Consider the following 15,729-nt stretch of genomic DNA (forward strand, 5'->3'; position numbering starts at 1 on the left):
TGGTATGAGTTTTTGCGTCGCAGCAGTGTTGCAGCGGCACCATCCGGGGGAATGGATGGCATTGGGCAGGCGCGCCCCGCGAGGTTCGGCAGTTTCGGCTGCCGGGCCTTTTTTCTTATGCTCGCTGCCCTGAAAACGAAAAAGGGCCCGGCGTTGCCGCCGGGCCCTCCATCCGGGGGAAAGGATGGAATTAGAAGGTACGCTGAGCGCGGAGGAAGCCGGCCAGAGCGTTACCGTCACCGAGGTGGTCGGTGTCGACGTACTTGTACTGCAGACCACCGGCGAAGACGAAGCCGGAGACGATCTCGTAGGAGAGCATGCCGTCAACCGTGATGCTCTGGATGTCGCCAGCGTCGGAGTCGTTGGCCTGGTCGTAGTAAGCGTAACCGCCGCCCAGGGTGTAGGACAGAGCCGGCGTGAAGCTGGTGGAGAAACCACCGGCGACCGAGAAGGCGTCTGTCAGGTCGAAGTTACCCGAAGCGTCGTTCCAGTAGCCGTCGATCACGTCAGCAACCGGCGTCTCGTTCACGTAGGCCGCCGAACCATGCGAGTAAGCCGCCTGGATGCCGACCGTGGTGTCCGTGCCGAACGGAACGTTGATGGTCACGCCACCGCCGACACCGTAAGCGATCTCGCTCTCGGAGTCAGAGTAGATGCCGTTGCCGTTCAGGCGACCGGCCTCACGGTAGCCGACGAAGCCCATGATCTGAGCCGAACCCCAGCCCTGATCGACGCGGATGTTCGCGACCAGATCCGGAACCCAGGCCGTCTTGTCGTACGCCTCATCATCACCGCTGCCGACGTCGATGTCGGACTGGATGCCGAGCTGGCGGCTGCTGGAGTCTTCGATCGACAGCGAAGCGGAGAAGCCGTTGCCGAACGCGGCGGTGTAGGCCGCAACCATCGTGTGATGGTCAGACGTCGGGGCTTCCCAGAAGAACTGCGAACCGAAGAAGGCGTCGCTGTAGTCCCAGAACGAACGGGTGTTACCGAAGGTCAGGCCGCCGAACTGGATGAAGGCGCGCTCGACGTCCGTCTGCTGGAAAGAGTTACCGTCTTCCCAGTTCCACTGCAGTTCGGTGAAGGTACGCAGAAGACCGAACTCGGTGGACGTGCGGGAGTCGAGGTAGAGGTACGCACGAGCACGGAAGCGGTAGCCACGCTCGTTGTCACGGTCGTAACCACGGTTGGTGATCTCGTAGTCGCCACCGTCGGCGGAGAGGTCACCGAAGAACTGGTAGTCGGCACGGATACGGCCGGCAACGCGCAGGCAGGTCTCCGTACCCGGGATGTAGTAAAAGCCCGTGCCGTAGGCGTCGCAGATGCGAACGTACTCGACAGGCTCGACGACGACCGGAAGGTCCGCCGCCTGCGCCCCGGTCACCGCGAGAGCACCCGCAGCCGTGCCGAGGACAAGACGCTTAATGTTCATGTCTCGATCTCCAAAGATGTTCACTTGTAGAGGCCCTTTGACTTTCGTTCCGGCGGTGACCCGAGGGCCGAAAGTCGCCGGACTTCCAACTGATTTGATCAAGCCGCTGCGGCCCGCCCAAACCGCGATGGGGTCGTTGCCGCCCCGTCGCAAAGCCACATTGCTCAGGTGCCTCGCTCACGGCAACGGAAAGCGTGCGGGTGAAACTCGCTGAACCCCGCACGCAATCTGCGATGTTGCACGGACAACACGTTTTCGCCCGCAACCCGGACAAAATCGCCCCAAACGGCAAGGATCCATTAGGATTTCGGGGGGAGGGGACGTGCCCCTTTGTGGATAATCCGATGCCGCCAACGGTGGTATCCGCTTGCTGGTCGGCCCGCCGGTCGCGCCGGGCCCTGTCCTCGATATCGCATGAGATTACCGCATCGGCTGGGGCGGGGCTGATCGCTCCCGCGCGGTCCCGTCGCCGGACCGGGTCCGGTCGGGGCGATATGGCCGAAATGCAACACGACCTGTAGCTGCCGTAGCAGCCGCCGCACTACCAGTTTGTGGCGATGACGACGGGCAGATGCTCGAGCGCGGCCATCAGGCCGCCTTCCCCGTCGAGCGGGCGGCCGGAGAGGCGATCGGTCAGGCCGTGAGCGTCCGCCAGCCCCAGTCCGCGCAGCGCGTCGGGGGCGAGACCCAGGCCCGCGGCGCCCAGCATCGCCATCGGCCGAGTTGCCACCAGCGCCAGCATCCAGTCCCGCTCGCTCCGCCGCTCGAACGCTGCGAAGGCGCCGGCGGCCGGGCCCGACAAGTCCACCCTGGTGAGCGCCGTCCCGGCGAACAGGCGTGGCCGTTCGCGGCGCAGGGCCAGCCCCTCGATGAGGATGCGCGCCTTGATTGCACCCGACTCCCATCCGGCGGCGAGCGAGGGCGGGTCGGAGGCCATTGCGGCGTTGCACAATTGCTCTTCGGCAACGTAGTCGACCGGGCGCCGGTTGTCCGGATCGACCATCGCGAAGTCCCAGCCGAAGCAGCCCTGGTAGATGTCGGGCGTCGGCCGGCCGACCGTCTTCAGGAGCGCCTGGCCGAGGCCGATGGCGGCGCCCGCCCGCGCCACCGGCGCCAGCGGGGCGAGCCGGTGCCGCTCTGCCGCCACCGCCTCGGCCGCTTCGGCGACGCGATTCTCGAACCCCTCGTGCGTGCGGGTCCAGCTCGTCTGCTGCTTGGCCTCGCGTACGGTCTTCAGCGCCGTCTCGCGGAAACGATCGGTGAAGTCGGGATCCTCCGCGAGCGGGTCGGCCGCGAACAGCATCTGCACCAGCGCCCACTTTAGCTTGTCCGGCACCTCGCCCGGGAAGGTCGGCCAGAGCGCCTCGAAGATCGGCACCGCCTCAGGATCGGAGAGGGCGTAGAGGCGGGCGCGCGCATCCTCGCCGCGCTTGGTGTCGTGCGTCTGCGTCGTCGCGAGGCCGTCGGCGGCGGCCACCTTCAGGAAGCGCTCGGGCCCCAGGGCCGGCTCCAGCTCGCCCCCCACCTCGTTCAGGCCGACGAGGCGGTGGTGGCGGTAGAACAGCGTGTCCTCGAGCGACTTCGCCATCAGCGGGCCGGACGTCTGCTGGAACCGGGCGATGAACTCGCGTGCAATCTCCGGGTGCGGGTCGTCCTCGGGGTCGGCGGTCAGCAGCGCGACGAGGTCGTCGAGGATGCGCTCGTCCTCCAGCCGCGCCGACGTGGCGGCCGCCCGCGCCTCGGCGAGCACCGCCCGGTCCTCGGGGTCGTCGCTCGGCAGGTAGGTGCGATAGACCGAGAGGCCCTTCATCAGCGCGACGATCCCCTCCCGCACGGTCGCCGTCCCGTGGTCGCGCGCAGAGAGGTCGTCCGCGAACAACGTGAGGGCGAGCGCCGTGAGGCGCTCCAGCTCGCCGGCGAGGTTGCGCGTCAGGATCACCGTCTTGGCCGCGTTTGTCATCGCCGCGAGGTCGTTGCGGGCGATCGCCCCGTAGGCCTGGTCGAGCGTCTCGAGCCCTTCGCCGTCGGTGAACAGCGCGGCCATCGCGGCGATGAACTCGTAGCCCGTCGTGCCGACGACCGGCCAGTCGCGCAGCGTCTCGCTCGCCTCGAGGATCTTCTCCACCAGGACGGGAACGCCAGCGCGCTCGGCGAGGCGCGCGAGGTACCCCGCCGGGTCGGCGAGACCGTCGACGTGGTCGACCCTGAGGCCCGTCACCACGCCCAGCGTCGCGAGGCGCAGGATGGTGCGGTGGACGTCGTCGAAGACGGCCGGATCCTCGACCCGCACGCCGACCAGCCCCGTCACCTCGAAGAAGCGGCGATAGGTGAGACCGTCGCGCCCCAGCCTCCAGTAGGCAAGGCGATAGTTCTGCGCCTCGTGCAGCGCATGGACGTCCTTGATGTGCTCCGTCCCCGGCGCCAGCGGCAGGTCGGTACCGGGAACCGAGAGGACGACCGAACCCTCGCTCTCGACGCGCTCGATGTCCCCGTCCGCCAGAGCCTCGCCGTAGGGCTTGCCGAGGATCGGCAGGATGAGCTTGCCGGCGTTCCAGTCGATGTCGAAGTGGCCGGCGTAGTCGGACCGCTCGCCGTGCATGGCGACGTCGCACCACCAAGGGTTTTCCATCGACGCGGCCATGTGGTTCGGCACGATGTCGAGGATGAGGCCGACGCCCGCCGCCTCCAGCGCCTCGACCAGCACGGCGAAGCCCTCCTCGCCGCCGAGCTCCGGGTCGAGCTCGTTGTGGTCGGTGACGTCGTAGCCGTGGGTCGAGCCGGCCGTCGCGGCGAAGATCGGCGACGCGTAGAGGTGGGTGATCCCGGCCCGCGCGAGGTGCCGGACGATGGCGGCGGCATCCTCGAAGCCGAAGCCGTTGCGGAACTGGACCCGGTAGGTCGCGCCGATCATCGTCCCCCTCCCCTCACCTCGCGCACGGCGGCCAGCGTCGCGGCGAGGCGCGGCGAGCGGGCGATCTCGGCAACGGTCAGCGGCAGGGTGCGGCGCCAGTTGGGATGCTCGCGGTCCGTCCCCGGCAGGTTGACGAGGCGGCGCCCGCCGACGACGTCCTCCAGCCTGACGGCGAAGAGGCGTGAGGCGGTCCGGGCGCCGAGCCGGTGGAAGGCGACGATTATGGCGTCGTCGATCGCGCCGGACGCGCGGGCTGGCGGCAGCCCCGCCATCGCCAGGATGTCGCGCTTGTCGCCGAGCCGGGCGCGATGCTCGACCTCCGCCACCCGGCCCGAGATCCGGCCGAGCGTCAGGCGCAGGTCGATCTCGTCGCCGCGCCACCATGCCTCCAGCGGAGCGATATCGTGCGTCGAGAGACAGGCGAGCGCGTCCGCAGGGTAGCGTGCGGGCGGCGTCATGCCGCCCGGCCCCCGCTCGAAGGCGACGATCCGCATCGAGAACAGTCGCCGCGCGGCCATCCGCTCGCGAAATCCGGGCGGCACCACGCCGAGGTCCTCGCCGATGGCGAGCGCCCGGTGGGCGTGGGTCGCGGCTACCACCTCGTCGGTGAGGTTCGGCTGGCGCACGTAGGCGCCTTCCGCGGCGGTCATGCCGTCGGGGATCAGCCAGAGCCGTTCCAGGCCCATCGCATGGTCGATCCGCATGGCGCCGGCGTCGCCCATCACGGCGTCCATCACCGCGCGGTAGGGGGCGAAGTCGCGCTCCACCAGCGCCGTCGGCGACAGCGGCGCGAGGCCCCAGTCCTGCCCGTCCAGCGAGAAGAGGTCCGGCGGCGCGCCGATCCTCAGCCCTCGCATCGCGAGGGACGGATCGGCCCAGGTGGAGGCCCCGTCCGGCGCCTCACCTACGGCCAAATCAAGGTAAAGTCCGATCCGCATTCCGGCGGCGAGGCACGCTGCGTGCGCCCCGGCGAGCTGCGTCTCGGCGATATGCTGGAGCCAGAGGTGAAAGTCGATCTCGTTGCGGTGCGCCTCGGCGAAGGCGCGCACGGCGGCGCTCGACCGGTCGACGTACTGGGACGGCCACGCCGTCCAGCCCGCGGCCTTCCCGTTCGCGACCATGTGGTGCGACAGCGCCTCGAACAGCGCGAAGTCGGTGACGGCATTGCCGCAGGTCGACGCATACCGGGCGGCGGCGGACCTTGCCTCCTGCGGCACCGACGGATCGCCCGCACGCCACGTCTGGTGGATCTTCGCCAGGATGGTGAGCTTGGCGTGAGCGGCCGCGGTGTAGTCGACCTCCTCCATCATGGAGGGGACGGGCACCATCTCGGCCATATTGGGGTGGAATCCGGGCACCTCGTCGACGGCGATGATGAACGGATTAAGGCGCCGCCGGTCGGACGGGGAGAACGGCGAGGCGCGCTCGGGCGCCGCCGTGAAGAGCGCATGGAGCGGGTTGAGGCCGATGAAGTCGACCCCCGCGTCCGCCAGCATCGGCACCAGCGCCTTGAGGTCGGCGAGGTCGCCGACGCCGAGGCTGCGCGGCGAGCGGAGCTGGTAGAGCTGCAGCGCGAGGCCGAACGCGCGCGCCGTGTCGAGCCACGGGGGCACGTAGGCGGGTCCGGTGCCCGTCGGGGGCAGGCTCGGCGGCTTGCCCAGGATGTCGACGAAGGCGCGCTTGGCGGCGTCCGAGACCGGCACCGCGTCCTCGCCCGGGCGCTCCAGGACGACGCCGGCCGCCCGGGCCGCGGCGTCGAGCGCCATCGTCATGCGCGGTCCAGGGTGAGGATGACGGAGTGACCCGCGCGCGACGTCGGCTGCGCCACGAGTTCGCCGCCCGCCACCGCCGCCAGCACCTCGCCCTCCGGCACCGGGCCGACGTCCTCGGTCGTCATGTTGATGTACATCGACATCACCGACCCGTCCGCCAGGGTCCAGGAGACGTCGACGACGCCGTCCTCCGCCCGCAGCACCTTGCCGACCTTCGGCGCCTCGCCGGTGAGGCGGGGCACGATCTCGCGCGAACGCACGCCCAGCAGCGTCGCGTAGAGGGCGAGCCAGGCGCGTCCCTCCGCGGTCCCGGCCTTCGCCCAGTCGACGCGGCTCGCCTCGAAGGTGCTGAGGGCGTTGGGGTCCGGAATGTCCTCGCGCGAGTCGGGGTCGATGAAGGCGTCGAACTTCGAGAACTCGTTGCGCCGCCCCTTGCGCACCGCGGCGGCGAGCTCGCCGTCGAAATCGCAGAAGAAGCAGAACGGGTTGGTCTCGCCCCACTCCTCCCCCATCCACAGCAGCGGAATCTGCGGCGAGAGAAGCAGGACGGCGGTGAAGACGACCACCATCTCCCGCTCGGAGAGGTCGATGAGGCGTTCGCCGAAGGCGCGGTTGCCGACCTGGTCGTGGTTCTGGTTGAACGCCACGCAGGCGATCAGCGGCTGGTCCCTGGAGTCCTCGCCGCGCGGCTCGTTGCTGTGGCCCTTGGACGGCTCGCCCTGAAAGATGAACCCTTCGGTCATCGCCCGGCCGAGCTTCTCCCAGCGATGCTCGGTGAAGTCGATGTAGTAGCCCTCGGTGTCGCCGGTCGCGATCGGGTGGATCACGTTGTGATAGTCGTCGTTCCACTCGGCGGTGAAGAGCTTCGGCTTGCCGCCCTCGTAGGGGTGCAGGAAGACGACGTTCCTCTCGTCCTCCGTGTGGAGGTGGACCGGGCGGTCGAAGACCTCGCGGACCTTGCGCGCCATCATCCTGAGGATGTGCTCTTCCGACGGGTCCTTGATGTGGTCGATGGCGTCGAAACGCAGCCCGTCGAGCCGGAACTCCGTCAGCCAGTAGATCGGGTTCTCGACGAAGTAGGCCCGCACGGCCGGGTTGTCGAACGCGATGGCCGCGCCCCAGGGCGTGTGCCGGCCGGCGTCGAAGAATTCCTTGGCGTACTTGCCGAGATAGTTCCCGTCCGGACCGAAGTGATTGTAGACGACGTCGAGAAAGACCATCAGGCCTTCGGCGTGCGCGGCGTCGACGAAGGCGCGGAAGTCGTCCGGCGTGCCGTAGCACTCGTGCGGCGCGTAGAGGAGCACGCCGTCGTAGCCCCAGCCGCGGCGGCCGCCGAACTGGGCGAGCGGCAGGACCTCCACCGCCGTGATGCCGATGGCGGCGAGGTGGGGCAGCTTCTCGATCGCCGCGCGGAAGGTCCCCTCGGGCGTGAAGGTGCCGACGTGCATCTCGTAGATGACGGTCTCGCGCCACGGCCGGCCGGCCCACTCGGTCTTCCAGACGTAGGCGTCGGGGTCGACGAGCCTCGACGGGCCGTGGACGTCGCCCGCCTGGGCACGGGCGGCCGGGTCCGGCACCACGAAGCCGTCGTCGAGCACGAACGCGTAGCTTCCGCCGACGGGGACGGCGTCCGTCACCAGCTCGAACCAGCCGTCCTCGATCCGGTTCATCGGAAGATCGCCGGCATCGGTCCGCAGCTTCAGGGCGGTCTCGTCGGGTGCCCACAGACGGAACCGGGCGCGGCCGTCGCCCAGAACCGTGGCACCCCAGGTGGTCGGAGATGCGTTCGTCACAAGGTCTCCCCGGTGGTCCTGACGGGATGATGTGGCGCAGGGCGCCGTTAATGCGAGCGGTTTCCGATCAGCGCGAGCATCGAGCGTCCGGGCACCGTGAACGGCGTTCCCGCGGCGGGCCCGGTGCCGGGCCGGTAGACGGCGCCGGTCATCGTCTCGAACAGCACCGACCAGTTCATCTGCGAGAGCGGGTCGCAGAGGTGGAAGGTCATCTCCTCCTCCAGCGCGTTGAAGAAGACCACCGCGCGGAAGGACTGCTGCGCCAGCACCATGCCGAGCACCTTGGGATCGACCGCGTGCCAGTCGTCGTGGTTCATCTCCGCGCCGTCGGGCCGGAGCCAGCAGATGTCCTTGGCCTCGTCCTGTCCGGCGAGCCCGTCGCCATGCAGGAACTTCGCCTGGTGGAAGACGCCGACCTCGCCGCGGGCGCGGATCAGGTCCGACACGAACGTGCGGAACCGGACCTCCGAGTCGCTGTCCTCGCCCCAGTTGAGCCAGGACATCTCCGTGTCCTGGCAATAGCCGTTGTTGTTGCCGAACTGGCTGCGGCCGATCTCGTCGCCCATCAGCAGCATCGGCGTCCCCTGGCTCACCAGGAGCGAGGCGATGAGGTTGCGGCGCATCCGGTCCCGCAGCGCGTTGATCGCCTCGTCGTCGGTCGGCCCCTCGACGCCCCAGTTGCACGAGCGGTTGTCGTTGTGGCCGTCGCGGTTGTCCTCGCCGTTCCCCTCGTTGTGCTTCTCGTTGTAGGTGACGAGGTCGACGAGGGTGAACCCGTCGTGCGCGGTGACGAAGTTCACCGACGCCCAGGGCTTGCGGCCGTTGTGGTCGAAGATGTCCGCCGAGCCCAGGAGGTTGCTGGCGAGCGGCGGCAGGTAGTGCGAGTCGCCGCGCCAGTACGAGCGGATATCGTCGCGGTAGCGCCCGTTCCACTCGGCCCAGCCGGGGGGGAAGTTGCCGACCTGGTAGCCGTCCATGCCGAGGTCCCACGGCTCGGCGATGAGCTTCACGCCCTGCAGCGTCGGGTCCTGCATCACCGCGTCGAGCCAGGCGGACGAGCTGTCGAAGCCGCTGCCCTCGCGCGACATCGACGGCGCGAGGTCGAAGCGGAAGCCGTCCACCTTGCAGACCTCGACCCAGTAGCGCAGCGAATCCATCACCATCTGCATCACCCGCGGATGGGCGACGTTGACGGTGTTCCCGGTGCCGGTGGTGTCGGAATAATACCGCTTGTCTTCGGCGAGCATGTAGTAGCTGGCGTTGTCGATCCCCCGGAAGGAGAGCGTCGGGCCGAGCTGGTTGCCCTCGGCGGTGTGGTTGTAGACCACGTCGAGGATGACCTCGATGCCCGCCTCGTGCAGGCGCCGCACCATGTGCTTGAACTCGTGGTGGCCGGACCCGCGCGAGATGTAGCGCGCGGCGGGCGCGAAGAAGTTCAGCGTGTTGTAGCCCCAGTAGTTATGGAGTCCCTGCTCCAGGAGATGCCGGTCGTCGGGGAAATAGTGGATCGGCATCAGCTCGATCGTCGTGACGCCGAGCCGGGCGAGGTAGTCGATCACCTGCGGGTCGGCGAGACCGGCGAAGGTGCCGCGCATGTGGTCCGGCACGTCCGGATGCATCGCGGTCATGCCCTTGACGTGCGCCTCGTAGATGATGGTGTCCGTCCACGGCACCTGGGGCGCGACGTGGTTGCCCCACGTGAAGGCCTCGTCGACGACGATCGACTTCGGCATCGCCGGACCGGAATCGCGCCGGTCGAACGAGAGGTCCTCGCGGGTGGAGCCGACGCGGTAGCCGAACATGGAGTCCTGCCAGCGCAGCTCCCCCTTGAGCGCCCGCGCGTAGGGGTCGATCAGGAGCTTGTTGGGATTGAAGCGGTGTCCGGCCGACGGCTCGTACGGACCGTGGACACGGTAGCCGTAGAGCTGGCCCGGCCGCACGTCCGGCAGGTAGCAGTGCCAGATGTCGTGGGTGTGCTCCGGCATGTCGATGCGGTCCGTCTCCCGACGTCCGGACCGCTCATAAAGGCAAAGCTCCACCTTGGTGGCATTGGCTGAAAAGAGGGCGAAGTTGGTGCCCGACCCGTCCCACGTCGCCCCGAGCGGCCCGGGGGACCCCGCTTCAATTCGCATTCATGCCCGACCTAATGTGGAACGAAGATCAGCGCGCCGAGCGGCGGCAACGTCAGCTCGGCCGAAAATTGTCGTCCATGGAATGCATGCTCCTGGACGTCGATCGCCCCGGCGTTGCCGACGTTCGACCCGCCGTAGACAGAGGAGTCTGTGTTCATCGCCTCGCGCCACTTGCCTCCGTGAGGGAATCCCACGCGATAATTATAACGTACAACCGGAGTAAAGTTCAGCACAACGACGACGGGCGACCGATCTGCTGCATAACGCACGTAACAATAGACCGAGGACATGTTGTCGGACGCGTCGATCCACTCGAACCCGTCCGGATCGCAGTCCCGCTCGTGGAGCGCGGACGTCGTCTTATAGAGTGTGTTGAGGTCGCGGATGAGGTCCTGGACGCCCTTGTGCAGCGGGTCGACGAGGAGATGCCAGTCGAGCGACTGGTCGTGGTTCCACTCCCGCTCCTGCGCGAACTCGCCGCCCATGAAGAGGAGCTTCTTGCCCGGGTGGGACCACATGAACGCGTAGTAGGCCCGGAGGTTGGCGAACTTCTGCCAGCGGTCGCCGGGCATCTTGCCCAGCATCGAGCCCTTGCCGTGCACCACCTCGTCGTGGCTGAGCGGCAGGATGAAGTCCTCCGAGTAGGCGTAGTGGAGGCCGAAGGTGATGGCGTCGTGATGCCAGCGGCGGTGGATCGGCTCCTCCTGCATGTAATGCAGGGTGTCGTGCATCCAGCCCATGTTCCACTTGAAATTGAAGCCGAGCCCGCCGTCCTTCACCGGGCGTGAGACCTGCGGGAAGGCTGTCGACTCCTCGGCCGCCATCATCGCCCCCTCGCCGACCTCGGCGACGCGTTCGTTGAGCGAGCGCAGGAAGTCGATGGATTCGAGGTTCTCCCGCCCGCCGTAGCGGTTGGGGACCCAGTCGTCGCCGCGCGAGTAGTCGCGGTAGAGCATCGACGCCACCGCATCCACGCGCAGGCCGTCGACGTGGTAGCGGTCGATCCAGAAGAGGCCGTTCGCCTCCAGGAAGTTCGCCACCTCGTTGCGGCCGAGGTTGTAGATCAGCGTGTTCCAGTCCTTGTGGAAGCCTTCGCGCGGGTCGGAGTGCTCGTAGAGCGCCGTGCCGTCGAACTGGCCGAGCCCGTGCTGGTCGGTCGGGAAGTGGGCCGGCACCCAGTCGATGATGACGCCGATCCCCTCCCTGTGCGCCCGGTCGACGAAGCGCGCGAAGCCCTCCGGCGTGCCGAAGCGCGAGGTCGGCGCGTAGAGGCCGATGGGCTGGTAGCCCCACGAGCCGGAGAACGGGTGCTCGGAGATGGGCAGCAGCTCGACGTGGGTGAAGCCGAGCGACTTCACGTACGGGATCAGCTCGTCCGCGAGCGCGTCGTAGCCGAGGTAGGTGTTGCCGTCGCCGCGCCGCCAGGAGCCGAGATGCACCTCGTAGATGGAGATCGGCGCCGAGCGGTCGTTGGCCCCGGCCCGGGTCGAGATCCACGCCCCGTCCGTCCAGTCGTGCTCGACGAGGCCATGGACGACCGACGACGTGTCCGGCGGCACCTCGGTCGCGAAGGCGAGCGGGTCCATCTTCAGCGGCAGCACGTTCCCGTGCGCGCCGATGATCTCGTACTTGTAGTAGAGGCCGCGCGAGATGCCGGGAATGAAGATCTCCCAGACGCCGACCTCCGCCCGCAGGCGCATGACGTGTCGGCGCCCGTCCCAGCCGTTGAAGTCGCCCACGACCGAGACGCGCTTGGCGTTCGGCGCCCAGACGCCGAAGTAGACGCCCTCGACGCCGTTCATGGTGGTGGGGTGGGAGCCGAGGCGCTCGTAGAGCTTCTGGTGGCGCCCCTCGGCCATCAGGTAGACGTCGAGCTCGCCGAGGACCGCGTCGAAGCGGTACGGGTCGTCGGCGGTCCACTCGTGGGCCCCGGAGCGCAGCTTCAGGCGGTATTCGAACGGCTTGGCCTTGTCGAGGACGACCGCGAACAGCCCGTCGGGATGGGTCTTGTCCATGGCCGCGACGGTCTTTCCCTTCGTATCGACGAGGCTGACGGCCTCGGCGTGCGGCGCGAAGGTGCGGACATAGAGGCGGCTGCCGTCTTCCGACGGATGCATCCCCAGAATCGAGAAGGGATCGGAGTGCCGCCCGGTGACGATCGCTTCCGCCGCCGCGGGCATGAGGTCGTCGCGCAGACGGGTATCACTCATCGGGTTTCTCCCCTTGGTTGCTGCCGACCTCCGGAGATTCCGGCGCAGCGTCGGCCCAGGCCGTCACACCGCGGGCATCGGCCAGAACGTCGAGCACTCCATTAAGGGGAATGCGGACCCATGCCGGTCGGTTCGCCAATTCATAGCCGACCTCGTAAATTGCCTTCTGCAGCGTGAAGAGGTCGAGGAGCGCTGCGGTCAGCGGCCCGTCCGGGGCGTTGTCGCCGAGCGTCTCCAGATAGGCGGCGATGAAGTCGCGCCGCGTGTTGTCGCGCCAGGCGAGGGCCTTCGCCTGCGCCTGGGCGGCATTCACCTCGTGCGTGTCGCGCCAGCGCTGCAGCGCCATCGCGGCCGCGTAGTCGAACGAGCGCAGCATCCCGGCCGCGTCGCGCAGCGGCGAGGACTTCTGGCGCCGCTCCTCGAGCGGGCGGGTCGGCTCGCCCTCGAAGTCGATGATGACGAGGTCCCCGCGCGACACCAGCACCTGGCCGAGGTGGTAGTCGCCGTGGATCCGCGTCTTGCTGCCGGACGGCGGGGCCTGGCGCACCGCCGCGAACCGGGCGGCGATCTCGTCCCGCTTCCCGAGCAGCGCGTCGGCGTCGCCGGCGACGTCCTCGGCGAGCCGGGCCTTGGCCGCGGCGAGCTTGGCGAACAGCTCGTCCGCCTCGCGCGTCGCATCGTCCGCCCACTTCGACAGGTCATCGGCGCCGATCGGCTCGGGCCGGAACGCCTCGGACGAGGCGTCCTGCATGAGGGCGAGGTGCAGCTCGGCGGTGCGGCGACCGGCGAGGTCGCCGATGTTCAGCGGGAAGGTGAGGACCGGCTCCTCGGTCTCGGTGGCGGTCTCCGCCTCGATGAGGTCGGCCCCCTCCAGGTAGCGCTCCAGCGCGTCGAGCACCGCGCCCCAGGCGTCGCCCTGGTTCGGCACGAAGTCGAACGCGGCGGCGAGCACGGCCGGCGCCCCCTCGTCCTCCAGCGTGATGGTGCCGACGAGGGCCGGCGTGTTCGGGTAGTGCGCCACGTCGGTCAGGTGGCGGGCGATCTCGACGTCCGGCTGCTCGCCTTCGCGCAGCCGGCGGTAGATCTTCATGATGATCTGGTCGCCGAAGACGATCGACACGTTGGACTGCTCCACCCCCAGCGGGCGCGGCTGGTCCAGCTCCTCGATCTCCTGCAGCATCGGCGAGCCGCGGAAGGTGACGGTCCGGCCGCCGTAGGTGCGCGTCTCGTCCCGCTTCATCATGTCGACCAGCTCGGCGGCGAGGCGCTCGTCGTAGGTCCCGTCGATCAACGCGCCGAGCTTCGGACCGGAGCGCACCTTGGCGAGCGTATAGGAGAGCTTCGGCGCGCCCGGCCGCAGGTTCTCCTCGCCCCAGCGGATCGAGAGCGGCGCGAAATAGCGCTGCGTCCCGGACGGGACGTCCACCCTGAACTCGGCGAGGGCGAACGAACCGGACGAATCCAGCGTCGCCAGCGGCTGGAGCGCGACGGAGCGCACGCGCTCGTCCTTGGCCGCGAACCAGCGCTGCAGCGGGAGGAAGGCGGGCAGCGTCTGTTTCTCGAGCTGCGAGCGCTCGCGCCCCTCGAGCGCATCGCCGATCCGGCCCGACCGCGTCGTCAGCGTGATGAAGTCCGGCAGCGGCTCTGGCATCGGGTCGTGCCAGGTCGGCGCCTCCTCCGCGCCGGCGAGCGCGAACCAGAAGAAGCCGTAGGCCGGCAGGGTCAGCATGTAGGGAAGGTCGCCGACGGGCGGGAACGGGGTGCGGCCGGTCAGCTCGATCGGCACCCTGGTGCGGTGGGCGGAGAGGTCGAGCTCCACCGCCTGGGCCGTGCGCGACAGGTTGGCGACGACGAGGATCACCTCGTCCTCGAACTCACGCAGATAGGCGATGACCTTGCGGTTGCGCGGATAGATGAAGGAGATCGTGCCGCGCCCGAACGCCGGATGCTGCTTGCGCACCATGATGATGCGTCGCATCCAGTTGAGGAGCGAGGACGGGTCGTGCTCCTGCGCCTCCACGTTGATCGCCTGATAGCCGTAGACCGGGTCCATGATCGGCGGCAGGTAGAGCTGCTGCGGGTTGGCGCGGGAGAAGCCGCCGTTGCGGTCCGCCGACCACTGCATCGGCGTGCGCACGCCGTCGCGGTCGCCGAGATAGTAGTTGTCCCCCATGCCGATCTCGTCGCCGTAATAGAGCACAGGGGTCCCAGGCATCGACAGAAGAAAGGCATTCATCAGCTCGATCTTGCGCCGATCATTTTGCAAGAGCGGGGCCAGACGGCGGCGAATACCGAGGTTGATCCGGGCGCGCGCGTCCGCCGCGTAGGTCCGCCAGAGGTAGTCGCGCTCCTCCGCGGTCACCATCTCGAGCGTCAGCTCGTCATGATTGCGCAGGAAGATCGCCCACTGGCACTCGTCCGGGATCTCGGGCGTCTGGCGGATGATGTCGGTGATCGGGTGCCGGTCCTCCTGCGCCAGCGCCATGTACATGCGCGGCATCAGCGGGAAGTGGAACCCCATGTGGCACTCGTCGCCGTCGCCGAAATAGGGCCGCGTGTCCTCCGGCCACTGGTTGGCCTCGGCCAGCAGCATCCGGTCCGAGTAGCGGGTGTCGAGCGCGGCGCGGATCTTCTTCAGGACGTCGTGCGTCTCGGGCAGGTTCTCGTTGTTGGTGCCCTCGCGCTCGACGAGGTACGGGATCGCGTCGAGCCGCAGCCCGTCGACGCCCATGTCGAGCCACTGGTTCATCACCTTCAGCACCTCGTCCAACACCTTCGGATTGTCGAAGTTGAGGTCGGGCTGGTGGCTGTAGAACCGGTGCCAGAAATACATCTCGGCTTCCGGGTCCCAGGTCCAGTTGGACTTCTCGGTGTCCAGGAAGATGATGCGCGTCAGCTCGTACTTGTCGTCCGTGTCGGACCACACGTACATGTCCCGCTCCTCCGGCGTCGCGTCCTTCCTGCGCGCCGCCTGGAACCACGGGTGCTGGTCCGAGGTGTGGTTGATGACGAGCTCGGTGACCACCCGAAGCCCGCGCGCGTGCGCCTCCCGCACGAAGATCTGGAACGCCTCGACGTCGCCGTACTGCGGGTTGACGGTCTCGTAGTCGGCGATGTCGTAGCCGTCGTCGCGCAGCGGGGACGGGTAGAAGGGCAGCAGCCAGATCGCCGTCACGCCCAGCGCCTGGACGTAGTCGAGCTTCTCCATCAGGCCGCGGAAGTCGCCGTACCCGTTGTTGTCGGCGTCGTAGAAGGCCTTGATGTGCAGCTGATAGATGATCGCGTCCTTGTACCAGTCGGTCACGGAGCGATCGATCAGGCCGTCCTTCAGCGTGCCGTCCTCGGGGATGTCCTGTTCGGTGACGGGGGCAACGGCGTCCATAGCGAAATGGGTGCTCCTGGTGTCTACCGCTCGGCAATGCGCCGGCGACGTCCGATGGTCATGGTCTTCGGGCCTGCACATGATGCTAGCGCAGGCG

At 68.3% G+C, this 15,729-nt stretch carries 7 protein-coding genes; all 7 read right to left on the reverse strand.

Annotated features, from left to right (window positions below):
• Positions 1-190: 190 nt before the first annotated feature.
• The 7 genes from DLJ53_RS00185 to treS all read right to left on the reverse strand — a co-directional run bounded on the left by DLJ53_RS00185 (position 191) and on the right by treS (position 15,569).
• Entirely contained in the window at positions 191-1,432 is a 1,242-nt protein-coding gene (locus DLJ53_RS00185) for a porin (RefSeq protein WP_111341183.1), read from the reverse strand.
• Positions 1,433-1,973: 541 nt separating this feature from the next.
• The gene (gene treY, locus DLJ53_RS00190) at positions 1,974-4,343 is read right to left on the reverse strand and encodes a malto-oligosyltrehalose synthase (RefSeq protein WP_111341186.1); all 2,370 of its coding nucleotides are present in this window, start codon (positions 4,341-4,343) and stop codon (positions 1,974-1,976) included.
• Complete coding sequence (gene malQ / locus DLJ53_RS00195) at positions 4,340-6,115, reverse strand: 4-alpha-glucanotransferase (protein ID WP_111341188.1); 1,776 nt, start codon at positions 6,113-6,115, stop codon at positions 4,340-4,342. The genes treY and malQ overlap by 4 nt, the downstream gene beginning before the upstream one ends.
• Entirely contained in the window at positions 6,112-7,908 is a 1,797-nt protein-coding gene (gene treZ / locus DLJ53_RS00200; protein ID WP_111341191.1) for a malto-oligosyltrehalose trehalohydrolase, read from the reverse strand. Before treZ ends, malQ begins: the two co-directional genes overlap by 4 nt.
• 47 nt (positions 7,909-7,955) lie before the next feature.
• On the reverse strand, positions 7,956-10,040 hold the full coding sequence (glgX, locus tag DLJ53_RS00205) for a glycogen debranching protein GlgX (protein ID WP_111341194.1): 2,085 nt from the start codon (positions 10,038-10,040) through the stop codon (positions 7,956-7,958).
• An 11-nt stretch (positions 10,041-10,051) separates the two neighbouring features.
• Entirely contained in the window at positions 10,052-12,250 is a 2,199-nt protein-coding gene (gene glgB / locus DLJ53_RS00210; protein WP_111341197.1) for a 1,4-alpha-glucan branching protein GlgB, read from the reverse strand.
• Positions 12,243-15,569 carry a maltose alpha-D-glucosyltransferase gene (treS, locus tag DLJ53_RS00215; protein WP_211100551.1) on the reverse strand — a complete coding sequence of 1,109 codons (3,327 nt, stop codon included), beginning with the start codon at positions 15,567-15,569 and terminating at the stop codon, positions 12,243-12,245. Before treS ends, glgB begins: the two co-directional genes overlap by 8 nt.
• Positions 15,570-15,729: the final 160 nt, after the last annotated feature.

This window comes from Acuticoccus sediminis, assembly GCF_003258595.1.
Lineage (GTDB): Bacteria > Pseudomonadota > Alphaproteobacteria > Rhizobiales > Amorphaceae > Acuticoccus > Acuticoccus sediminis.